Below are 18,004 nucleotides of genomic sequence, written 5' to 3'. Positions count from 1 at the left end.
TTCGCCGAAGCCGACGAAGGCCCGCCACGCACACCGCGTGACGGGCCTTCTCACTGTCGGCGTGCGACCGATCTCCTTCACCCGGGCGAACATTCGGCGGCTCCCGTACTATCGCGATCGAAGACACCGCCCGGGGAGATGAAGGAGGACGGTGTGGGATCTCGCCTACCGGCGACCATCCGTAACGCGGGGACGTGGCTGCGGCGATTCGCCGCGACAACACCGGGTGCGATCGGGGTGGTTCTGGTCGTGACCACGGTGGCCTGTCTGGTTGCCGGATCGACCGCGGGCCAACAGCTCGACGCCAAGATCGCGCGCACCGAACAGGTGCTGGATCGAACCGAGCCACTGGCCTTCGCCGCACAGAGTCTGTATGTGTCGCTCTCGGCCGCCGACGCGGGCGCCGCGACGGCCTTCCTGTCCGGCGGCATCGAATCACCGCAGGTACGAGACACTTACGAGCAGGCGCTCGCCGAGGCCGCCGCCGCGCTGGCGGAGGCGACCGCCGGTGCCACCGACGCGCAGACCAGGGCGATCGTCGCCCGCATCGCCGCTGACCTGCCGACCTACACGGGCCTGGTGGAAACCGCGCGCGCCAACAACCGCCAGGGGTTCCCGGTGGGTTCGGCGTATCTGCGCCAGGCCTCGGACCTGATGCAGACCTCGCTGCTGCCCAATGCCGAACAGCTCAGCAAGGCCCGCTTCGCCGCGGTGCGTGAGGACCAACAGCGCATCGGCGCGCTGCCGGGGACCAGCATCGTGCTCATGCTGCTGGTCCTGCTCGCGTGTCTGGTCGGGTCGATCGTGTTGCTGCGCCGGACCAACCGCCTGGTGAACACCGGCATGGCGCTGGCGGTGCTGGCTACCCTGGTGGCGTTGCTGTGGACCGTCGGCGCCACCGTGACCGCCGCGCAACTGCTCGAGACCGGAAGCTCGGGCGCCGGTGCGCGCGTGGAGAACCTGGCGGGTGCGCGCATCCTGGCCCAGCAGGCCCGCACCGACGAGACTCTGGCGCTGATCACCCGTGGCGACATCACCACCACCGAGAAGGCCTTCCAAACCCACAGCGGCGACCTGCGCGGACGCCTCGTCGCCGCCGGTGGCGGCGACTCCGATGCCGAACGCGCGCTGACGAATTGGAACGCGGGGCACAACGCCCAGCGCACCGCCTACGAGAAGGCCGACTATCCCGGCGCGGTCACCCAGGCGATCGGCACCGGTCCCGACAGCTCGGCCACCAGCTTCGCCCGCCTCGACCGGGAACTGCGCGAGGACCTCACCCAGGCCCGCGACGACCTGCGCGACGGCGTCGCCGCCGCCGGTACGTCGTTGACCCTGAGCCCCTTCGGTGCCCTGTTCCTACTGCTGGCGGCGGCCGGCGCGGTGATCTCCGGACTCTGGCCACGACTCAAGGAGTTCTTGTGAGGCGTCCACTGCTGCTCGCACTCGCCGTGGCCGTCGCGCTGGTCGCGGGCTGCGCCGACGCACCCGAACCGTCGATCATCGCCGCCACCGCGGTCGCCCCGCCGTTGCCGGGCGCCGAATCGATCACCTCGGCGCCTGCCGCCGAGGGCACCGGCGCCTGCGATACCGAAGCCACCCTGGCGCCGAAGACCCAGCCTCGACCGGGTGCGATGCCGGCGGGATCGGCCATGGCCGCCATCGTCGCCAACGGCAGGCTGCGGGTGGGCGTCGATCAGAACACCTACATGTTCGGGTTCCGCAATCCCTCGACCGGTAGATTGGAGGGCTTCGACATCGACCTGGCCAGAGAGATCGCGCGCGACCTGTTCGGTGATCCGGACAAGATCGAACTGCGCTCGGTCACCGCCGCCGACCGGATCCCGCTGTTGCAGGAGAAGAAGGTCGACATGATCGTGCGCACCTTCTCGGCGACCTGCGAACGCCGCCGCGAGGTCGACTTTTCCAGCGTGTACTACCGTGCGGCGCAACGCATCGCGGCCCCCCGCGGCGCGGGGATCACCGGCGGGGCCGGGCTCGCGGGCAAGCGGGTCTGCGTCGCGAAGGGCACGACTGCCGCCGCGCCGTTGTTCACGCTGCCCAAGCCCCCCGCCGTGCTCGGCGTGACCAACTGGACCGACTGCCTGGTGGCCCTGCAGCAGGGCACCGTCGACGCGATCAGCGGTGACGAGCCGATCCTGGCGGGCCTCGTCGCCCAGGACCACAACCTCGAGGTGCTCGGCGATCCGATCGGCACGGGTGCGTACGCGGTGGGCGTGCCGCGCGGCAGCGACGACCTGGTGCGGTTCGTCAACGGCGTGCTCGACCGCACCCGCGTCGACGGCACCTGGCAGCGGATCTACGCCGAGCACCTGTCGACCCTCGGCCCGTCCCAGGGCCCGCCGGTGCCCCGGTACATCGGATGACCTGGCCGATACTCGGCGTGTTCGAGATCGATCGTGAACTGGCCGCGCGCACAACGGAATTGGCAACCGTGACCACCACCCTGCTGGAACTGGACCGCCACCCCGGACTGGCCCTGGTCCGCCGTTACCCGCCGACCGGGGCGACAGCGCGTCGCTGGGTGCCGGTGGAGAAGGCGCTGGGCGAGCTCTGGGAAGACCTGGGGCGGGTGCGCGCCATCCTCGGTGAGGCGCAGACGATGCGTGCCGGTCGCGGCAGGGTCGACGACCGGGCCCGCGTGCGGCTCACCGAGCTGCTGCGCGGCCGCCCGCACGAGGTGGCGAGGATCCCGATTCCCTTGGCACAGCGTGGTCTGACCGGTCCCAGCGAGACCGTTGTGACGGTCGGTATCGCCGATTGCCTGGATCGGATGCGCGCCGCGTTCGCCGTCGTGGCCCCGTTCGCCGACGAGGTCGCGGCGGTCGACGAGCGGGTGCTCGGTGCGCTCGCCCCGCTGCAGCAGCGGGTCGAGCAGGCGCGCGGTGCGCTGGACGCGGCCACCGAATCACTGTCCACGCTGCTGCGTCGCGCGGGCACCGATCCGCTCGGTTTCGGGCCGGGTGAGATCGATGCCGCGCTCGCCTCGCTCACCACGCTGATCGACACCGAATCCGCCCGCCATCGTGACCATCTGGCCGTGGCCGCCGATCTGCCCGGCGCCGTCGCCGCCCTGCGCGCACAACTGGCCGCTCTCGGCGAACGGCAGGACCGCGCCGACGACACCGCCACCCAGGCGCAGCGCAAGGTCGCGACCGGCGAGCTACCCGAGGGCGGCGAACCGGCCGCGCGACTGCGCGACGACCTCGACACTCTCGGCGATACGCCCGACCGGCCGACGGTGCAACATCTGCTCGCGCTGCGGGTGCGGACCGCCGACGCCGCCGAAAAGGCCGCGCGGCGCGAAGAATTGGCCCGTGGCCTGCTCGATCGGCGGGCCGAACTACGCGGCAGGCTCACGGCCTACCGTGCCAAGGCCTCGCGGATCGGGGTGAGCGAGGACCGCGATGTGCTCGCCGCCGACCGGATCGCGGCCGGGCTACTCACCCGCACGCCATGCGATCTGGCCGCGGTCACCCGCGCCGTCGCGGACTATCGTTCGATCATCGGGGAGAAAGCGGGGCGCACAGCATGACGTGTAGTGAACCGGGGTGCGGCGGCACGATCGAGGACGGTTACTGCGCACTGTGCGGTACCGCGCCCGTCGCGAGCGCGCCACCGGTGCCGCAGGCGCTGCCGACGGGCAACGGCCGGTCGGGACGCACGACAGCGCAGCCGCGCAGCATCAACCCGGCGCAGCCGCGCGATCCGAACCCCCAGCCGCCGCCACCCGCGCCTGTTCCCGGCGCGTGTGGCGAACCCGAGTGCGGCGGCACGATCGTCGAGGGCTACTGCGACACCTGCGGTACCGCGCCGGCCACGGTGACGGGCCCGATGCACAGCCCGTCCGCGTCGACCGTCAGCGCGAGCGGGCGCACCTCGAGTCGCTCGGTGCGCACCCGTTCGGGCTCGGCGCGTTCGGCCGCGCGCGGCAGGCTCGGCGCCGGGCTCGTCGAGGTGCCGCCGGTGCCGCGCGTCGACCCGGCCACGGCGGTACTCACCGACCCCCAGGTCCCCGAAACCGACCGTTTCTGCGGCAAGTGCGACAAGCCCGTCGGTCGCGGCCAGGCCGGCGTCGCGGGCCGTACCGCGGGGTTCTGCCCGCACTGTGGCACCCGCTACTCGTTCGTGCCCCGGCTGCGGGCAGGCGATCTCGTCGGGGGTCAGTACGAGGTGGCGGGGGCGCTGGCCCACGGTGGTCTCGGATGGATCTACCTGGCCACCGACCGTGCCGTCAACAACCGCTGGGTGGTCCTCAAGGGCCTCATCGACACCGGCGACACCGACGCCCTGGCCGCCGCCCTGGCCGAGCGGCGTTTCCTCGCCGAGGTCGACCACCCCAACATCGTCAAGATCCACAATTTCACCGAACACGCCGACGCCGACGGCGAACCGGTCGGCTACATCGTGATGGCCTATGTCGGTGGCACCTCGCTCAAGCAGATCCTGCGCGCCTACCGCGCCGAGAACCAGCGGTATCTGCCGCCCGCGCAGGCGATCGCCTATGTGCTGGAGATGTTGCCCGCCCTCGGCTATCTGCACGCTCGCGGCTGGGCCTACTGCGATTTCAAGCCCGACAATGTGATGCAGACCGAGGAACGCCTCGAACTGATCGACCTCGGCGCGGTCATCGCGATGGACGACCGCACCAGCCCTATCTACGGCACCATCGGCTACCAGGCACCCGAGATCGCCGAAACCGGACCGACCGTGGCCACCGAGATCTACACCGCGGGCCGCACGCTGGCCGTGCTGATGATGCGGGTGCCCTCCGTGGACGGCAAGCTCGGCCCGATCCCCGGCCCCGATACCGAACCGATACTGGCCGAACATGATTCGCTGTACCGATTCCTGCGGCGATCCACCGACCCCGACCCGCTGGCGCGGTTCGCCTCGACGAGCGAGATGGCCGACCAGCTGACCGGTGTGCTGCGGGAAGTGCTGGCGACCGGCGACGGCATCCCGCGCCCCGGCATGTCGAGCCAGTTCGGTCCCGCCCGTGCCGTTTTCGGCATCGACAGCGTCACACCCGAGCCCGCCGCCCTGATCACCGGTCTGCCCGCGCCGCTGGTCGACCCCGGCGACAGCGGCGCCGCCCTGCTCGCGACCACCGATGCCGCGACCCCGGCCGAACTCGAGCAGGCACTCACCGTCGGCTCGCGCGCGGTGGTGACCGGATCGGGCGAGTCGGTCGAGATCCCGCTGCGACTGGTCCGCGCCGAGCTGGAGGCAGGTGAGGCGACCGCCGCGTTGGCCCGCCTCGCGGCCCTGGACGCCGAGCTCGAGTTCGACTGGCGCCCCGTCTGGTATCGAGCCCAGGCCGCCCTGCTCACCGGCGACTATGCCGCCGCGGCAGCGGATTTCGAGTCCGTCTACGCGGCACTGCCCGGTGAGCCCGCTCCCAAACTCGCGCTGGCCGCCGCGCTGGAACTCGGGGCCGCCGCGCAGCCCGACACCGCAGCCGTGGAATCCCGCCGCGCGGCGGCGCTCTACGAGGTGGTGTGGCGCACCGACCACACCTACCTGTCCGCAGCGTTCGGCGCCGCGCGACTGCGCCGCGCCGGCGGTGACCGCGCGGGTGCGGTGGCGGTCCTCGATCAAGTCGACCGCACCTCCTCGATGTTCACCGAGGCCAGAGTCTCGGCCGTCGAAACCCTACTGACGCATCGTGATCCGGCCGAAGTCGACGAGGACTTGCTCCGCCGGACCGGCGAGCGGGTCGACCGATTGCGCCTCGACTCGCGCACCCGCACCGCCCAGGTACGCATGGTCGTCCTCGAGGCAGCACTGAAGTGGATCCGGTCGGGACAGCGAGCGAGTGCACCAGGCAAGCTGTTGGACGTGGAATTCACCGAACAGGGCGTGCGAACAGGATTGGAACGATGCTTGCGGACACTGGCACGCGAGGCCGACGACATGTGGACCCGATTCGTCCTGGTGGATCAGGCGAACACGGTGCGCCCGAGGACCACGCTGTGACGGCCGCGGGCTGTGCCGACTGCGCGGGCTCGGCGCGCGCGGGATACCGCTTCTGCGAGGGCTGCGGTCGTGAACTCGGGGTGCGCAAAGTGGCACTGCCCGTGCATGATCCGGTCGCGCTGCCGCAGTGCTCCACCTGCGGTGAGCGCCGCTACGAGGGCGGCTACTGCGTCAAGTGCGGCAGCCCGAAGCCGGTTCCCGACCGATTCGAGGAAGACCTCGGCGCGGTATACGTGCTCACCGACCGCGGTATCAGCCATTCCCGCAACGAAGACGCGGTCGCGGCCGCGGTGCGGGAGGGCGACGGCATCCGGGTGATCGTCGTCAGCGACGGCGTCTCCACCTCCCAGGACCCCCAGGCGGCCTCCGGCAATGCCGCCCGCACCGGCGTCGACGCCGCCCTGGCCGCGCTGGCCGAGGGCAGGCCCGATTCCGACGCCGCGATGGCGGGCCTGGCGGCGGCGACCGCGGCGGTACGCGGCATGTCACGCACTCCCGAGTACGCGCCCTCGTGCACCTATGTCTCCGCGATCGTGCGCGAGACGAGCCTGGGCACCGACATCACCGTCGCCAATGTCGGTGACAGCAGGGCATTCTGGCTCGCCGCGGGCGATCCGACCGCCTCGCGCCGGCTCAGCGTCGACGACTCGTGGGCCCAGGCTCTCGTCGAGGCGGGCGCACTCGACGAGACCGCGGCGATGAACGATCCCCGCGCGCACACCCTGCTGCGCTGGCTCGGCGCCGACGGCGGCGAAGCGCCGTGGTCGAAGAACTGCCTGCAACGCATGCTGGCCACCGAACCGGGCACGCTGCTGCTGTGCAGCGACGGCCTGTGGAACTACCTGCCCGAGGCGGTCGCGCTCGCCGGCTTCACCGTGGAGACGTCACCGCGGGCCGCCGCCCGCGCGCTCGCCGACTTCGCGCTGAACAGCGGGGGCAGCGACAACATCACGGTCGCGTTGGCCCCGGTGCCGGTGGCCGTATCGCACGAACCAGGAGTGTCATGAGTTCCCCTGAGACAGCCGGTATCTCGATCGCCGTCGACCAGAACGAATTCCTCGCCGAGGGCGCGAGCGTGGTGGACGCGGTGCTCACGGTGACCACCGGCCCCGAACTCGCCGCCGTCGCGACGCCACCACCGCGACTCGAGATCCTGATCATCGACTGCTCCGGTTCGATGGGCAACAAGCGCAAGTTCGAGAACGCGCGCAACGCCACCCGCACCGCACTGGACGAGATTCCCGACGGCACCGCGTTCGCCATCATCGAGGGCACCGAGGCGGCCCGGCTGATCTACCCGAGCGACAACACCATGTCCGCCCCCGCCGACAGCGCCCATCGCGGCTCGGCCCGCCGTGCCCTGGACCGGTTGCGCCCCGACGGCGGCACGGCGATGGGTTCGTGGCTGGCGCTGGCCCGCGAGGTCGCCGCCGCGCACCCCGGGGCGCAGGCGCACGCGATCCTGCTCACCGACGGCAAGAACGAACACGAGACCCCGCAGCAGCTCGCGACCGAACTCGACCGTGCCGAAGGGCTTTTCGTCTGTGACTGCCGCGGCGTCGGCGACGACTGGGTCGCCGAGGAGGTGCGCAAGATCGCCTCGAAACTGTCCGGCGACGCGAACATCGTGGCCGATCCGAAGGACCTGGCCCGAGATTTCGCCGCGATGATGAAGTCCTCGGCCGCCCGGGTGATCCCGGAACTGACGCTGAAGGTGTGGACCCCCGCCGGTGCGCGGGTGCGCATGGTCAAACAGGTCTCGCCGGTGCTCGAGGATCTGACCGGGCGCCGGATCGACACGGGCGTGCAGGTGGGGGAGTATCCGCTGTCGTCGTGGGCCGCCGAGGAACGCGAGTACCACCTGCAGATCGAACTGGAACCGGCCGCGCCCGGCCGGGAGAAGCTGGCCGGGCGGTTGAGCGTACTGGCGGGGGAGGAGGTCCTCGGTCAGGGCCTGGTGCGCGCGGTCTGGACCACCGATTCGACCCTGTCGACCCGCATCAGCACCCGGGTGGCCCACTACACCGGCCAGGTCGAACTGGCCCAGGCCGTGCAGGAAGGCCTGGCGGCGCGTCGCAGCGGCGATGTCACCACCGCGACCGCGAAACTGCGGCGCGCGGTGGAGTTGGCCGCCGCCTCCGGCCACGAGTCCACCGCGAAGCTGTTGCGCGGGGTGGTCGAGGTCGAGCACGACGGCACCGTGAAGCTGCGCGGCCAGGTCGCCGCGGCCGACGAACTAGCCCTCGACATCCGCTCCACCAAGACCGCACGGGTGCGGCCGGAGGGCGGCTGACATGCCGATGTGCGCCGACGGTCACCAGTCGCGGTCGACCGACTACTGCGATGTGTGCGGATCGGCGCTCGGCGCGGCGCCCGCGCCCGACCCGGCCGCGCTGCGCCTGTGCCCGAACTGCCACGCGCCGACCAGCGGACGTTTCTGTGAGGGGTGCGGCCACGACAGCGCCCTGCCACCACCGGCCGCCCCGTCATCGTGGCCCGGTGACCGACCGGAAGCTGTCGACCCCTCGGCCGGGCCCGGGCTCGAACCGTCACGTGCGCATCCCGAGCTTCGGGGCGGGTTCGACCCCACCATGATCGCCGCCGGAGCACCGCCCGACTTCGGCCGAGCCGGGGCATGGGTGGCCCGGATCTTCGCCGACCGCGAGTTGTACGCGCGCGTCCAGGCCCGCAAGGGACCCGATGCCGAACGTGTCGAATTTCCGGACTTCTATCCCGAACGTCGAATCATTCTGCGCGGCAACCAGTTCCTGATCGGAAAACGATCGGCCTCGCAGGGAATCGTGCCCGAGATCGACCTCGGCATCGCCCCGGTGGATATCGGCGTCTCCCGCGCGCATGCGATGATCCTGGTCGATCAGCGCGGCGCGCTCACCGTCACCGATCTCGGTTCCACCAATGGAACCAGCCTGGACGGCGCCGAAACACCGATCGCCGCACAGCACGCGGTCGCCCTGCGTGAAGGCAGCCGGATCCATGTCGGCGGCTGGACCACCATCGCGATCACCGCGGAACCGTAGACGCATCTGTTCACCAAACGTAGGGTCGGGACCATGACGAAGTTCGACGGCAAGACCTGCCTGATCACCGGTGCCGCCAGCGGCCTCGGCCGCGCCACGGCGTTCGCGGCCGCCGCGAAAGGGGCCTCGCTCGTCCTCACCGACATCACCGCCGACGCGCTCACCACCACCGCCGAGGAACTGCGCGCGGCCGGGGCGACGGTGCATCTCGCGCACGCGGCCGACGTGAGCGACCACTCCGCGGTCGTCGGTCTCGCCGCGCACACCTTCGAGGCCGTGCGCCACGTCGACATCGTCATGAATGTGGCGGGTATCGCCACCTGGGGCACCGTCGACAGGCTCACGCCCCAGCAGTGGCGTCGCACCGTCGACATCAACCTGATGGGTCCGATCCACGTCATCGAGGAGTTCGTGCCCCCCATGATCACCGCCGGTCGCGGCGGTCACCTGGTGAATGTGTCGTCGGCCGCGGGCATCTTCGGCCTGCCGTGGCACGCGCCCTACAGCGCTACCAAGTTCGGCTTGCGTGGGGTCTCGGAGGTGCTGCGGTTCGACCTGCGTCGGCACAAGATCGGCGTCAGCCTGGTCTGCCCCGGCGCGATGGCCACCCCGATGGCCGACACGATCGACATCGCGGGCGTCGACCGCGACAGCGCCGCGTTGCAGAAGGCGATTCGGCTGTTCATGCGCCACGCCGTCACCTCGGACGAGGCCGCCACGGCGGTGATCAAGGGAGTCGAACGTAACCGTTACTGGGTTTACACCTCCCGCGACATCCAGTTCGCCCACTGGGGCCAGCGCTACTTCCCCTACGGCTACACCCTGGCCATGCGCGGCCTGAACTCCGCGATGACCAACTACGCCGACAAGAACGCCCTGGTCCGTTAGGACGGCCGACGCGGGCCCTGCCGGATCAGCTGGTCGGCGCCGACCGGACGAGGTCGCCGGGGTCGGTATTCGCCCCGCACAGGATCACGCAGACCCGTTCGCCGGGTTCGGGGCGGTAGGCGGGCCCCGACCCGGTGTCGAGCAGCGCCGCCAGTGCGGTGGCCGCGCCGTTCTCGACGACGATGCGATGGGAGTCCCACAGGTGCTGCCTGGCCGCGCGGATCGCCTCGTCGGGTACCAGCAGCGAGCGCACACTCGGGTGCTGGGCGGCGGCCAGGGCCATCGCCGACACGTTCGGTGCGCCGAGAGAGTCCGCGGCGATCGAGTCGACGGTGACATCCACCGGGCGGCCCGCCTCGAGGGCCGCGTTCAGTGATCGACAACCCCGGGGTTCGACGGCGACCGTGCGGATCCCGAAATGCTGCGCGGCGACGGCCGTTCCGGTGAACAGCCCGCCGCCGCCGACCGCGACGAGAACCGTGTCCAGATCGGGCACCTGCGCCTGGATCTCGCGCATCAGCGTGCCTGCGCCCGCGGCGACCAAGGTATCGTCGTAGGCATGAGCGGCCAGCGCTCCACTGGTCTCGGCGAATTCCCGGCAAGCGGCCAACGCCTGCTTGTATTCCGGACCGATCAGTCGCACGCGCGCACCGTAGTCACGAAGTCGACCGATTTTGACCGCGGGCGCGGTCTCGGGCAGAAACACCGTCGCGGGGACCCCCGCCTCGCGGGCCGCCCATGCACACGCCAGGCCCGCGTTCCCGCCCGAGGCGATCGTCACACCCGCGTCCGGCAACGTTTTCGCAGCCGCGTGCGCCCGCACGAAATTCTGCGCGCCACGGGCCTTGAATGTCCCGGTGAACTGCGAGAATTCCAGCGCGAACCAGAGTGAGGTCGGCGCTGGTCCCGCGGCTGCGACGGTGACTGGGCGAACCAGTCCGTCGATGCGCGCCGCAGCGGCTTCGATGTCATCGAAAGTCGGGGTCACGCCCACGACTATGCCACCGGATCGGTCTGCGTGAACCGTCTGTTGAGCGCACTGATTGTTACGACGGGTTTACGCCGGGACCAGTCTGGGTAAATCACAGATTGGTAACAAGCTCGAAGGCGGGATGTCGTGTCGGTCTGGGGACGCGAAGCCCCCAGTGCACCGGCACACGCCCGGCGTGTCAGCAAAGGATGTGCACACACATGAGCGCGAACCTGATGATCGTGGACGACGATGTCCAGATGCGCGGCGACCTGCGTCGCGCGATGGAAGACGAGGGGTATGCCGTAGCGGAGGCGGGTGTCCCATCCGACGCCCTCGACCGGTTACGCAACGACGGGCCGCCCGATCTGATGATCGTCGACCTGATGCGCGGCGAAGCCGACGGCTTCGACTGCATCAGAGAGATCCGGCGCGATCACGACGTGCCGATCATCGTGATCAGCACCCGTTACGACACCCACGATGTGGTCGCGGCCCTGGAGGCGGGGGCCGACGACTTCGTGAGCAAGCCGTTCGAAATCAAGGAGATCACCGCCAGGATGCGCGCGCTCCGCCGCCGCGCCCGCATCACCGCCGATCGCGACACCACCCCCGATGCGGTGCTCGACGCGGATCCGCACGCTCCGCTGGTACTGGCGGCCGACGCGGGCGCGGTGCGCCGAGGCGCCGAGGAGATCCACCTCACGGTCACCGAATTCCGGTTGCTGTGTGAACTGGCGGAGACCCCCGGCCGGGTGCTGAGCCGCGCCGTGCTGCTCGAAAGAGTCTGGGATCAGGGCTTTTTCGGTGACGAGCGCATTGTCGACGTCCATGTGCGCCGGCTGCGTACCAAGATCGAACGCGACCCCTCCGACCCGCGCATCGTGGTTACCGTGCGCGGTCTCGGGTATCGCCTCGACGTGCAGCCGCAGTAAACGATTCGTCATACAACCGCAAAGAGCTCGACACAAAGACCGTAAAGTCGGCTGGGCACTTTAGAGTTATGACAACGTCCACCAAGTCCATCGAGCCGGCCGCTGGGGTGGCGGCCCCTGGTTCGGAACCGAGATTGCGTCATCCACGGCTGGGCGACGGTGCGCAGCTGTGGCGGATCGCCCGTGATTCACAGGTACTCGACGTCAATTCCAGCTATGCGTACCTGTTGTGGTGCCGCGATTTCAGTGCGACCTCCTTGGTCGCCGAGAGTGACGGTCAGCCCGTCGGATTCGTCATCGGATATGTGCGTCCGGAAGCTCCGGACACGCTGTTCGTCTGGCAGATCGCCGTCGACGCGCAATACCGAGGCCGCGGCATGGCCGCCGCCATCCTGCACGGACTGCTCGATTCGGTCGCGGCGGCGGGAATCACCACCCTGGAAACCACGATCTCGCCCGGAAACACCGCATCCCATGCGTTGTTCTCCGCGGTGGCCCGGGAACGCGGTGCCGATTTGCGCACCGAGGACCTGTTCGAAGAAAACGATTTCCCCGATTCACACGAGGCAGAGCTGCTGTATGTGATTTCACCGGCTCAGCGCCAGGAGGAACGACGATGATCACGACCACCGACACCAGCATTTTCGAGGCTATGGAATCGAATGTGCGCGGATACTGCCGTGACTGGCCGGCCATCTTCAGCACCGCCGAAGGCGCCTGGCTGCGCGACGAGCAAGGCCGCGAATATCTCGACTTCTTCGCCGGCGCCGGCGCGTTGAACTACGGACACAACAACCCGATTCTGAAAAAGGCGCTGCTGGAATACATCAGCAGCAATGGCATCACCCACGGTCTCGATATGTCGACCGTGGCCAAACGCGAGCTACTAGAGACCATCCGCGACACGGTGCTCTCGCCGCGTGGCCTCGACTACAAGGTCCAGTTCCCCGGCCCGACCGGCGCGAACGCCGTCGAAGCCGCGCTCAAGCTGGCCCGCAAGGTCACCGGGCGCAAGACCATCCTGAGCTTCACCAACGCCTTCCACGGCATGACTCTCGGCGCGCTGTCGGTGACCGGCAACGCCGCCAAGCGGGCCGGTGCCGGGGTGCCGCTCGAGCACTCCACCCCGATGCCCTACGACGGTTACTTCGACAACACCATCGAGGACTTCGGCTGGATGCAGCGCGTCCTCGACGACAGCTCCTCGGGTTTCGATCGCCCCGCCGCGGTGATCGTGGAGACCGTGCAGGGTGAGGGTGGTGTCAACCTGGCCCGCGCCGAATGGCTGCGCCACCTGGCCGGGCTGTGCGCGGCGCGCGACATCCTGCTCATCGTCGACGACGTGCAGATGGGTTGCGGGCGCACCGGCCCGTTCTTCTCCTTCGAGATCGCCGGCATCACCCCCGACATCGTGACGCTGTCGAAGTCGATCGGCGGCTACGGTCTGCCGATGGCGCTGGTGCTGCTCAAGCCCGAGCACGACCAGTGGGCACCCGGTGAGCACAACGGCACCTTCCGCGGCAACAACCCGGCCTTCGTCACCGCCACCGCCGCCCTGCGCGAGTACTGGTCCGACGACGTGCTCGCCCAGCGCACCGCCGAGAACGGCGCCTACCTCGGCCGCGCGCTGGCCGCGGTCGCCGAACGCCACTCCGGGGTGTCGACGCGTGGTCGCGGCATGGTGCACGGCATCGTCTTCGACGACCCGTCGCAGGCGGGCAAGGTGTGCCGCACCGCGTTCGAACAGGGTCTGCTGGTGGAGACCTCGGGGTCGATGGACGAGGTCGTGAAACTGTTGCCGCCGTTGACGCTCGGCAGCGACGAACTCGATCAGGGCCTGTCGGTGCTGGTCTCCTCGATCGACACCGTCTGTGGTGGTGCCGCATGATCGTGCGCACCACCGATGAGATAACCGGCACCGAACGCGATGTGGCGGGGCCGGGTTGGCGCAGCAAGCGCATCGTGCTCGGCGGCGACAAGGTCGGCTTCTCCTTCCACGAGACGACGATCGAGGCGGGCACCGTCCACACGTTCCACTATCAGAACCACGTCGAGGCGGTGTGGCTGGTCGAGGGCGAGGGCAGCCTGCTCGATCTCGACAACGAGACCGAGTATCCGCTCGGCCCCGGGTCGATGTATCTGCTCAACGGCCACGAACGCCATCAGGTCACCGCCCGCACCCAGTTGCGGATGCTGTGTGTTTTCAATCCGCCGGTCACCGGCCGCGAGGTACACGACGAGAACGGGGTGTATCCGCTGATTATCGAGGAGGATGGCGCCAGTGTCTGACCAGCTCGACCGCTACCCGACCCGGTTGGCCGAGCCGGCCCCGCATCTGGAACGCACCGATCCGACGGTGTGGGGCACGGTCACCTCGCCGGAGCTGGCCGGATTCGACGCGAACGGTTTCGCGACGATTCCCGACCTGCTCGAACCCGACGAGGTGGCCGCGTTCGGGGCCGAGATCGGCCACCTCGCGGCCGACCCCGTGCTCTACGGCGACGAGCGGGTGATCGTGGAACCCGTTGCGGGGCAGGTCCGTTCGGTGTTCCAGGTACATCAGCTCAGCAAGCCCATCGCGGAACTGATCCTGGAATCGCGGATCGCGGGCCTAGCCGAGCAGATCCTCGGTTCGCCGGTGTACCTGCATCAGACCAGGGTGAACTACATGCCCGGGTTCGGCGGTAGCGGTTTCGCCTGGCATTCGGATTTCGAGACCTGGCACGCGGAGGACGGCATGCCGGCCCCGCGCGCGGTGAGCCTGTCGATCGCGCTGACCGACAACTACCCGTTCAACGGCAGCCTGATGATGATGCCGGGCTCACACCGCACCTTCGTGCCGTGCCTGGGCGAGACGCCGAGCGCGCACTATCGGGAGTCGTTGCGCGAGCAGCGAATCGGGATTCCGACGCCGGACGACATCACGTTCCTCGCGGCCCGATACGGCATCACCCAGTTCACCGGGCGGGCCGGTTCTGCCCTGTTGTTCGACTCCAACCTGATGCACGGCTCGTCGAACAACATCACCCCGTTCCCCCGCTCGAACATCTTCGTGGTGTTCAACAGCGTGGACAACGCTCTGACGGACCCCTTCGCGGCTCCCCAGCACCGTCCACAACACATCGCCGCCCGCGATTTCACACCCTTACGCGCGGACACGGCCGACTTCGGTGCGGTTCTGGCGCCCTAGGACGGCTCACGAAACCGCCGCCCGCGGATCATCGCGGGCGGCGGTTTTCGCGGTGCTAGGCCAGTTCGGACAGGGCGAGGGCCGCGCGTGGATCGTCGGGGGCCGCGGCCTTCCACCAGTGTTCGGCGGCGGCGCGTTCGCCCTCTCGGAGCAGCAGCGTGCCCAGATCGTAGGCGGCGCCGCTGTGGCCCGCCTGGGCGGCCTGGGTCCACAGGGCGCGGGCCGAATCGTGTTCGCCGCGTTCGTGCATGGCGGTCCCCAGATCGTGCAGGGCGCCGCCGACGCCCTGGCGGGGTCGTGGGGGCTCGGGCGGGCCGACCTGTGCGCTCGGGGTTTCCGGTGGGGTTGTCGATGATGCCGACTCCGCGGACGCGGGCGGAGGAGTCGGTTCGACAGAGGGAGGCGATGCGGCTGGGCTCATCGGCATCGGCATCGGCATCGGCATCGTCACCGGGTCGGCCGCGTCGAAGGGTGATTCGACATCGACCGGCTCGGCCGCGTCGGTGAACGATTCAGGGTTGATCGGTTCGGCTGGGCCGACAAATGATTCGGGGCCGACCGAATCGGCCGCCTCGACGGGTGATTCGGGTTCGACCGGTTCGGCCGCATCGACGGATGATTCGGGTTCGACCGGTTCGGCTGGGCCGATAAATGATTCGGGGCCGATCGGGTCGGCTGCCTCGACGGGTGATTCGGGCTCGGCCGGTTCGGCCGCCTCGGTGGCCGCTTCGAGGTCGGCCGGTTCGGCTGGGCCGGTGCTGAGTTCGACGACCAGTTCGTTGAAATCGGGGGTACCGGGACCGGTGCTGCACCACAGCGTGCAGGCCCCGTCGGGGAGCAGGTCCACGACCATGCCGTAATTGCCGGTCCAGGACTGGTGGGCGCCCGACTCCGCCACCCAGACGGGTGTGAGCGTGAACAGCGCCTCGGGTGCGTCCGCGGTCACCGAGATGTCGATGCCGCCGACGAGGGCTTCGGACCAGATGTCGACGCCCGCCAGCGATTTCCCGTTCAGATTCACGTGCCCGTCGTGGACGGACAGGCCCAGTCCGAGGCCCGTGACATTCTCGGGCGCCATCACCGACAGCGCGCGGAGATGAACCGATGTCGTTCCGGCGGGCAGCGCCTCGGTGTACATCGGATAGACCGCTGCACCGCACCATTCGATCGGATCGGCGCCGTCGTAGCGCTGATCGAGGGATATCGGGTCGCCGCGATGTTGCGCGTCGGGATCATTCATCGGCGGTACCCGCCCTTTCCGCTGTTACACCCCCTCGCGGCGCCAGACTAGTCCGCGGTTGCGCGCTACAACGTACTCGGGTCTACGTGTCGCAGTGGTGATTCGCGGTCGGACAGCGACAGATTCGCTGATCTGCTCCTCTACCGCGGAGTCGGAACGGAGTGAGCCCGGTCGCCCACAGCATTCTCGATCTGCTCCGCGAACGTGACGGTTGCCCGACCACACCTGGCCGCACAGTTCCCGCTCGACAGGTCGACCATCGGCAGACAGGTCGGCGCGCTCGAGAAGCTCGGCTACCGGACGGACGACGAGGTGGCGGCCATGGCCGGTCACCTGACTCGCTCCGACCGCGGCGACCGACCACTCGGGGCGTTCGGTTCGCGCAGCGGCATCCGCCTGGCTATCGCGCGCGTCACGCCCGCCGATGGGCGGTGCCGCGGCGGTGCGCACGAGTCGGTATAGTCGCCGCGGATGAGTAGTGACACCACCCACCCCGTGCAAGCGCGTTCACCACGCCCGATCAATCGAGCATGGTGGCTGGTGCCGGTGCTGCTCACCATTGTGTCGGTCGTCTGCGTCAGGACGCCGATCTGGCCCTTCGAACGCTATTCCGACGGGTTCATCGATCTCCAGGTCTACCGCCTCGGCATCGAGGCGATGCGCGACGGCGCCGATATGTACGGTCAACTGCCCAAGACCACGATCGGTATCGGCCTGCCCTTCATCTACCCGCCGTTCGCGGCCATCGCGCTCGCGCCGTTCGCGCTGCTGCCGTGGGGCACGGCGAAGGTCCTCTACGTGGTGGTGTCGATCGCCGCCGTCGCCTGGACGCTGTATCTGGTGGCCCGCCGCTACCACCCGGACCGCAAGCAGGCAGCCCTGCTCGTCACCGCCTGCGCGGTCCCGCTCGCGATGCTGCTGGAACCGGTGCGTTCGACCATCGACTTCGGTCAGGTCAACCTCCTGCTCATGGTGCTGGTCGCCACCGACTGCCTGCTCCCGAAGACCCGCTACCCCCGCGGCATGCTGATCGGCCTGGCGGCCGCCATCAAACTCACGCCCGCCGCGTTCGTGCTCTACTTCCTGGTCCGCAAGGACTACAAGGCCGCCGCGACCGCCGCGGGCACCGGTGCGATCGCCACCATCGCCTCCTTCGCGTTCCTGCCCACCGAATCCACCCGCTACTGGTTCGGCGGCCTCGGCAACGTCTCGGGCCTGAGCGGTTCTGCCTTCCACACCAATCAGTCGATCCAGGCCGTCATGGCCCGCCTGCACATCACCGGTCTCCCGTTCGACGTGCTGTGGCTCGTGCTGGGCGCCCTGCTGCTGGTTCTCGTCGTCGCCGCGATGCGCAAGGCGGCCGACGCCCCCGCGATCGCCCTGGCGCTCAACGCGGTCTTCACGCTGCTGCTGTCGCCGATCTCGTGGTCGCACCACTGGGTCTGGATCGCGCCCGCGTTGCTGGCGATGGTCTGCCACGCCCGCACCCTGCCGGTGAGCAGTGCGCGCGGCTGGTACGCCACGACCGTCGTCGTCGCCGCGGTCTTCGTGCTCGCGCCGCACAGTTTCCTACCCGACGGCGAACACCGTGAGACCTCGTGGACCTGGGATCAGCACATCATCGGCGACACGTATGTGTGGTTGTCGGTGGGTCTCGTTGTCCTGTTCCTCGTCACCGGACGGCGGCCCGCACCGGCCGCGCCGGAGCCGACGGCGGTCGAGGAGCACGTGCGCGTCGCCTGA

Annotated in this window: 17 protein-coding genes; 15 read left to right on the top strand and 2 right to left on the bottom strand. The window is 69.4% G+C overall.

Annotated elements, in window-relative coordinates; genetic code table 11:
• Positions 1–153 precede the first annotated feature (153 nt).
• Genes NA12_RS20215 through NA12_RS20180 form a run of 8 tightly spaced genes read left to right on the top strand, consistent with a single transcriptional unit; the run spans position 154 to position 9,926 of the window.
• Complete coding sequence (locus NA12_RS20215) at positions 154–1,425, top strand: GlnX family signal transduction membrane protein (protein ID WP_243655005.1); 1,272 nt, start codon at positions 154–156, stop codon at positions 1,423–1,425.
• A complete protein-coding gene (locus NA12_RS20210; protein ID WP_067453382.1) occupies positions 1,422–2,387 on the top strand; it encodes a glutamate ABC transporter substrate-binding protein in 966 nt (321 codons plus the stop codon). The genes NA12_RS20215 and NA12_RS20210 overlap by 4 nt, the downstream gene beginning before the upstream one ends.
• Positions 2,384–3,556, top strand: coding sequence for a hypothetical protein (locus NA12_RS20205; RefSeq protein WP_067453379.1), 1,173 nt, complete (start codon positions 2,384–2,386; stop codon positions 3,554–3,556). Before NA12_RS20210 ends, NA12_RS20205 begins: the two co-directional genes overlap by 4 nt.
• Positions 3,553–6,000, top strand: a complete 2,448-nt coding sequence (locus NA12_RS20200) for a serine/threonine-protein kinase (RefSeq protein ID WP_243655006.1) — start codon at positions 3,553–3,555, stop codon at positions 5,998–6,000. The genes NA12_RS20205 and NA12_RS20200 overlap by 4 nt, the downstream gene beginning before the upstream one ends.
• Positions 5,997–7,007 (top strand): PP2C family protein-serine/threonine phosphatase, encoded by a 1,011-nt coding sequence (locus NA12_RS20195; protein ID WP_067453376.1) that lies wholly within the window; start codon positions 5,997–5,999, stop codon positions 7,005–7,007. Before NA12_RS20200 ends, NA12_RS20195 begins: the two co-directional genes overlap by 4 nt.
• On the top strand, positions 7,004–8,293 hold the full coding sequence (locus NA12_RS20190; protein ID WP_067453374.1) for a VWA domain-containing protein: 1,290 nt from the start codon (positions 7,004–7,006) through the stop codon (positions 8,291–8,293). The genes NA12_RS20195 and NA12_RS20190 overlap by 4 nt, the downstream gene beginning before the upstream one ends.
• A 1-nt stretch (position 8,294) precedes the next feature.
• On the top strand, positions 8,295–9,038 hold the full coding sequence (locus tag NA12_RS20185; RefSeq protein WP_067453371.1) for a double zinc ribbon and FHA domain-containing protein: 744 nt from the start codon (positions 8,295–8,297) through the stop codon (positions 9,036–9,038).
• A gap of 33 nt (positions 9,039–9,071) precedes the next feature.
• A complete protein-coding gene (locus tag NA12_RS20180) occupies positions 9,072–9,926 on the top strand; it encodes an SDR family oxidoreductase (protein WP_067453368.1) in 855 nt (284 codons plus the stop codon).
• Positions 9,927–9,951: 25 nt separating this feature from the next.
• Here NA12_RS20180 and NA12_RS20175 read toward each other — a convergent pair whose 3' ends face one another.
• Complete coding sequence (locus tag NA12_RS20175) at positions 9,952–10,914, bottom strand: threonine/serine dehydratase (protein WP_067453813.1); 963 nt, start codon at positions 10,912–10,914, stop codon at positions 9,952–9,954.
• 203 nt (positions 10,915–11,117) lie between these two features.
• Between NA12_RS20175 and NA12_RS20170 the strand changes: the two genes are divergently transcribed.
• The 5 genes from NA12_RS20170 to thpD all read left to right on the top strand — a co-directional run bounded on the left by NA12_RS20170 (position 11,118) and on the right by thpD (position 15,021).
• On the top strand, positions 11,118–11,831 hold the full coding sequence (locus NA12_RS20170) for a response regulator transcription factor (RefSeq protein WP_067453810.1): 714 nt from the start codon (positions 11,118–11,120) through the stop codon (positions 11,829–11,831).
• A gap of 68 nt (positions 11,832–11,899) precedes the next feature.
• Entirely contained in the window at positions 11,900–12,451 is a 552-nt protein-coding gene (gene ectA / locus NA12_RS20165; RefSeq protein ID WP_084472941.1) for a diaminobutyrate acetyltransferase, read from the top strand.
• Positions 12,451–13,719: a diaminobutyrate--2-oxoglutarate transaminase gene (gene ectB / locus NA12_RS20160; RefSeq protein ID WP_067453807.1), complete on the top strand. Its 1,269-nt coding sequence runs from the start codon at positions 12,451–12,453 to the stop codon at positions 13,717–13,719. Before ectA ends, ectB begins: the two co-directional genes overlap by 1 nt.
• Positions 13,716–14,120, top strand: a complete 405-nt coding sequence (locus tag NA12_RS20155; RefSeq protein WP_067453365.1) for an ectoine synthase — start codon at positions 13,716–13,718, stop codon at positions 14,118–14,120. Before ectB ends, NA12_RS20155 begins: the two co-directional genes overlap by 4 nt.
• Complete coding sequence (thpD, locus tag NA12_RS20150; RefSeq protein WP_067453361.1) at positions 14,104–15,021, top strand: ectoine hydroxylase; 918 nt, start codon at positions 14,104–14,106, stop codon at positions 15,019–15,021. The genes NA12_RS20155 and thpD overlap by 17 nt, the downstream gene beginning before the upstream one ends.
• A gap of 55 nt (positions 15,022–15,076) precedes the next feature.
• Here thpD and NA12_RS20145 read toward each other — a convergent pair whose 3' ends face one another.
• Complete coding sequence (locus tag NA12_RS20145) at positions 15,077–16,261, bottom strand: SEL1-like repeat protein (RefSeq protein WP_067453358.1); 1,185 nt, start codon at positions 16,259–16,261, stop codon at positions 15,077–15,079.
• Between the two features lie 204 nt (positions 16,262–16,465).
• Between NA12_RS20145 and NA12_RS20140 the strand changes: the two genes are divergently transcribed.
• Together NA12_RS20140 and NA12_RS20135 are read left to right on the top strand one after the other, a co-directional pair.
• Positions 16,466–16,723 (top strand): hypothetical protein, encoded by a 258-nt coding sequence (locus NA12_RS20140; protein ID WP_067453356.1) that lies wholly within the window; start codon positions 16,466–16,468, stop codon positions 16,721–16,723.
• A gap of 9 nt (positions 16,724–16,732) precedes the next feature.
• Positions 16,733–18,004: a glycosyltransferase family 87 protein gene (locus NA12_RS20135; RefSeq protein ID WP_165914835.1), complete on the top strand. Its 1,272-nt coding sequence runs from the start codon at positions 16,733–16,735 to the stop codon at positions 18,002–18,004.

This window comes from Nocardia alba NBRC 108234 (assembly GCF_001612665.1).
In the GTDB taxonomy this organism is placed as follows: Bacteria; Actinomycetota; Actinomycetes; order Mycobacteriales; family Mycobacteriaceae; genus Nocardia; species Nocardia alba.
This window is presented reverse-complemented; position numbering and strand designations above follow the sequence as displayed.